The organism is Peptoniphilus sp. HMSC075B08 (assembly GCF_001815405.1).
Lineage (GTDB): Bacteria > Bacillota > Clostridia > Tissierellales > Peptoniphilaceae > Peptoniphilus_A > Peptoniphilus_A harei.
The window spans coordinates 1-4,470 of sequence record NZ_KV820450.1 but is presented as its reverse complement, the minus strand read 5'-3'; the positions used below and the strand labels follow the sequence as shown (position 1 = coordinate 4,470).

Genomic DNA, 4,470 nt, shown 5'->3' with positions numbered 1-4,470 from the left:
AGACGAGGAAACATAAAAATCCTCGTCTTTTTGTAATTAGAATATCCCTGGTTAGACCAGGGGTTCAATTTAGCTTTAGCGATGAAAAACTAATAAAAAAATACCTCCATGTTAAAATAAATTGTGGTTTACCAGAACACAAAAATAACAGGAGGTTTTTTATTTATTTAATACCTCTATCTTATTTCTTTTGTTTAGTGTAAGACGTTTATAGCTCATAGTAACCTCCGTGTGTGTTTTTGTAGTTATTAACATTTTACACGAAGTTAGTATGAGTTTTTATTTTTTATTTGTGTCACATTTAATTTTATAACTTATCAAATGAAAAGAGAGACTCGAATTAACGAGTCTCACCAATATTTGACATAGAACCTTTTTATAAAAGTAATGGGATAATAAATTTTATTTTACATTAAATATATATAAAATTTACTTTTGAATGCAATAATTTTGCAGAAGGAGTGAAAGGATGAGTAAAAAAATAAAATATATTTGTAACGGGACTTTAGTTTTAATTTTAATTTTAATTTTTATTTTTTGGAAAGATGTAGACTTTGGAGATACAGTTATAGTTCAAAACGCAGTTTCTTATGAGAAGGGTAAGGTTATAAAAGTTTTAGATGAAGATACAGTTGAGAGTTATCCAAATTTAAAGACTGGATCCCAAAAAGTTTTGGTTGAAATGAAAAATAAAAGGTTTGATAAACCAATAACTATAGAAAATAATTTATTTTCGGAACATTCTGTGTACTTAAAGGAAGGTTCTAAGGTAATAGTTTATGTGGACGAACCAAAGGGGATTGAGCCATATTATACAATTTATAATTACGACAGATCTGTCTCAATAGTTATTATGTTAATTTTATTTTTAATAATGTTATATGCAATTGGAAAGTCAAAGGGAATAAAATCTGCGGCATCACTTTTTATAAGTTTATATTTAATGTTTTGTTTTATGATCCCTCTAATATATTTGGGACATTCGCCAGTATGGGTTACAATATTAACCTGTATCTTGGGAAGTATTTATTCGGTTGTAATACTTCAAGGTTACACATTAATTGGACTTGTAAACTTAATAAGTGTGTCAGTTGGATTTATATCTGCTGCAATATGTTTTTATATTTCATCTTATTTCACACATTTAAGTGGATATAATTTAGCTGATGTAGAAGGACTCTTACTTATAAATTCAAAAACAGGATTACAAATATATCCTCTTATGTTTGCAGGTGTTGCCATAGCAGCCTATGGAGCTTGTAAGGACGTTTCCGTTTCAATATCTTCTGCACTTCATGAGATATATGTAAAAAATCCTAAAATAACAAAAATAGAACTTTTTAAATCTGGGATGGTAATAGGAAAGGATATTATAGGTACTATGGTCGATACTTTGGTATTTGCATTTTTGGGAAGCTCCATAGCTACAGTTTTAGTTTTAATATCCTATGGAGTTGATTTTAATCAATTAGTTAGTTCGGATTTTTTTGCTGTTGAACTTGTCAATTCGCTCATAGGTACAGCGGTAGTAATTATAATGGTTCCAGTTAGTGCTTATCTATCAGGAGTAATCTATAAAAAAGAAAAAATCAAATTAAAAAGAAGATAAATTTACAAAATCTTTAAAAAAACATTACAGATTATATTCTTTGACTTTACAATATTGTGAAATAATAATTCTAACTGAAGAGGAGGTATATAATGAAAAGGAGATTCAGTTTATTTTTAGCTATACTAATGTTAGTTTCAGTATTTTCACCATTAGGATTGGGATTTGAAGGTAATGAAATTAGATTTAGTACAAATGTCGTAGAAGCGGCAGAAGATGATGCTCAACCAAATGAAGCAACACCAAAAGAAGATGTTAATGATGCATCAAGTGAAGCAACACCAAAAGAAGAAGTTAATAATGCATCAGAGGAAGTGACACCAGATGTAGATCTAAAAGATCAAAATATTATTTTAACAAATGATATATTGACTATAGGAAAAGATGGCACAGAAAGAAACTTCACATGGTATGCAAATACAAAAGAAAAAGGAAAGTTTGAGTTTGTAAAACTAAATGCAGAAAAAGATTTTAAAGATGCAAAAGTTCTTTATGCAACAGTTATTGAAGAAACAAATAAGGACGGTTTCTCAAGTAATCAAGTAACTTTAGATGGATTAGAACCAGACACTGAATATATGTATAGATTCTCTAATGGAGATACAGTTTCTGAAGTTAAAACTTTTAAAACTGGTGGAACAGGAGATTTTAGTTTCTTCGCAGCAGGAGACCCTCAAATAGGATCACATGGACATTTAAATGGTGAAGACGGTTGGGATAAAACACTAAAGCTTTTACCAGAATTAGATTCTAGTGCATCATTCTTACTTTCACTTGGAGATCAAGTACAGGCTGGAAAGGACGAAGAAGAATATGATGCATATATTAATAGAGAAGGTTTCAATGGATTAACTCTTGCACCAATAATAGGAAATCATGATGATAGAGGAAATGCTCACGAAGAACACTTCAAAGTTTCAAATGTACAAGATGAAGGAAAATCAAATGCAGGAAGCAATTACTATTATGTTTACAACAACACATTATTTATCTGTTTAAATTCAAATAACAAAGATTATGCAGAACACAGAGTTACAATTAAAAAAGCAGTTGCAGAAAATCCAAATGTAAAATGGAGAGTAGTAACATTTCACCATCCTCCATACACAGTAGCACGTCATGCATTAGATAAGTATATTACAGATATGAGATCAACACTTGTTCCAATCTTAAAAGAAAATAAAATTGACCTTGTACTAAATGGACACGACCACGTTTATACAAGAACTCATGTAATGGATGGAACAAAACCAATAATTGAATGGGAAAATGGAGAAGAAGGAAAAGCACCGAGTGAATATGTAAATCCAAAGGGAATTATATATGTTACAACAAACTCGGCATCAGGCTCCAAACATTACGATATAATGAAGAATCAAAACTTTGAATTTTCAGCATTTAAAAATCAAGAATATGTTCCAAATATTTCAAACCTAAAAATCACAGATAATTCTATTGAAGTAACAACTTATAGAACTAATGATAGTTCAGTTGTAGATAGTTTTAAAATTGTAAAAGAAGATCCAACACCAGTAAAGCCATCAGAAGTTAGAGTTACTTTTAAAGTTGATGAAAATAAAGGAAAATTCTTACCAAATGAAGATGGTGTAATTCTAAATACAAGAGTTCTTCCAATGAATTTTGATGCAACAAAATTAGAGAAAATGGCACCAGAAGTAGAAGGACTTGAAGGATATAAATTTAAAGGTTGGGACAAAGAGTTTGTAGGCGAATTAGACCAAGATTTAATAATTAATGCTATATTTGAAAAAGTAGAAAAAACAGAACCAAAAGAAGATAATTCAGTTGAACCAACTAAACCAACTCCTACTCAACCAGAAAAAGATGACACAAGAGAAGAACCAATAAGACTCTTCCCTAGACATCATGATCGAACAGAAACTCATCCTGTTTATGTATCAAAATCAAGTATATTCACAAAAGAAGATGCATTAAAAAAGGGAAAGGAAATTGCAAATAAAAATTTAGCAAAAAATTCTGGAAAAGCTACTGATATTGATGGACATTGGGCTAAAGATTCAATAAATTACGCACTTGAAAATAATTTAATTGACTTAATAGGAAATGAATTTAAACCAAATAAAAATGCTACAAGATATACTGTAGTAAAGGCATTGGGAAGATTCAAAAAAATTGATGTGGAAAAATATAAAGGCAAGTCTTTGAAAGATGTTGATGCAAATTCAGAAGAATCTGCTTATGTAAATTGGGCAATCGAAAATGGTATTATAGCAGGCTATGAAGATAATACTTTTGGAGGAGATAGAGAGATAACTCGTGAAGAAATTGCGAGAATACTAAATTTATTTGCTGAAAAATTTGATATAAAAGTAAAGAATCTAGAAGCTCCTAAATTTAAGGATCAAAATAAGATTTCTGACTGGGCATCAAAAGATGTAAAAGAAGCAACAGAAAAGGGTCTATTAGTTGGACGTGATGATGGAACTTTTGGACCTAAAGATAATTTAACTAGGGCAGAAGTCGCTCAAATGATTGTAAACATGATTAAATAAAATCACAAGTTAAAGTAAATCTCAGTGTAAGAGCTGAGGTTTATTTTTATCCAATTCTTTATTAAAAAACAATAAAAATTCATTGAAAATCATTAAATGAAGTTTTATTTTTAAATTTTCAAATATAATGACTAAAATGTATATGGAAATTTTATCGCCATTATATTTGATGAAGAAAAAATGAAATTTTATTTTTAAAATGGGATACGTGATTTTAATAAAAGGTGTTGTTGCAAAAGACCCCTATAAAGACCCCTATATAGAAAAAAGACGAGGAAACATAAAAATCCTCGTCTTTTTTGTACGCTTTAGCATGAATAAACCAAC

The 4,470-nt window shown here is 29.6% G+C and carries 3 protein-coding genes; all 3 read left to right on the top strand.

Annotation, left to right across the window (positions count from 1 at the left end; genetic code table 11):
- Positions 1 to 203 (top strand): hypothetical protein (locus HMPREF3023_RS09535; RefSeq protein ID WP_210400914.1); only part of this gene is annotated, 203 nt, incomplete at its 5' end.
- Positions 204 to 469: 266 nt separating this feature from the next.
- The gene (locus HMPREF3023_RS05145) at positions 470 to 1,609 is read left to right on the top strand and encodes a YibE/F family protein (protein WP_083315524.1); all 1,140 of its coding nucleotides are present in this window, start codon (positions 470 to 472) and stop codon (positions 1,607 to 1,609) included.
- 92 nt (positions 1,610 to 1,701) lie between these two features.
- Complete coding sequence (locus tag HMPREF3023_RS05140; RefSeq protein WP_070701382.1) at positions 1,702 to 4,143, top strand: S-layer homology domain-containing protein; 2,442 nt, start codon at positions 1,702 to 1,704, stop codon at positions 4,141 to 4,143.
- The last annotated feature ends 327 nt before the right edge of the window (positions 4,144 to 4,470 follow it).

What these genes read in the sequence shown, in the direction of transcription:
- HMPREF3023_RS05145 (WP_083315524.1), top strand. Translation starts at nt 470, where the DNA reads ATGAGTAAAAAAATAAAATATATTTGTAACGGGACTTTAGTTTTAATT.
- HMPREF3023_RS05140 (WP_070701382.1), top strand. Translation starts at nt 1,702, where the DNA reads ATGAAAAGGAGATTCAGTTTATTTTTAGCTATACTAATGTTAGTTTCA.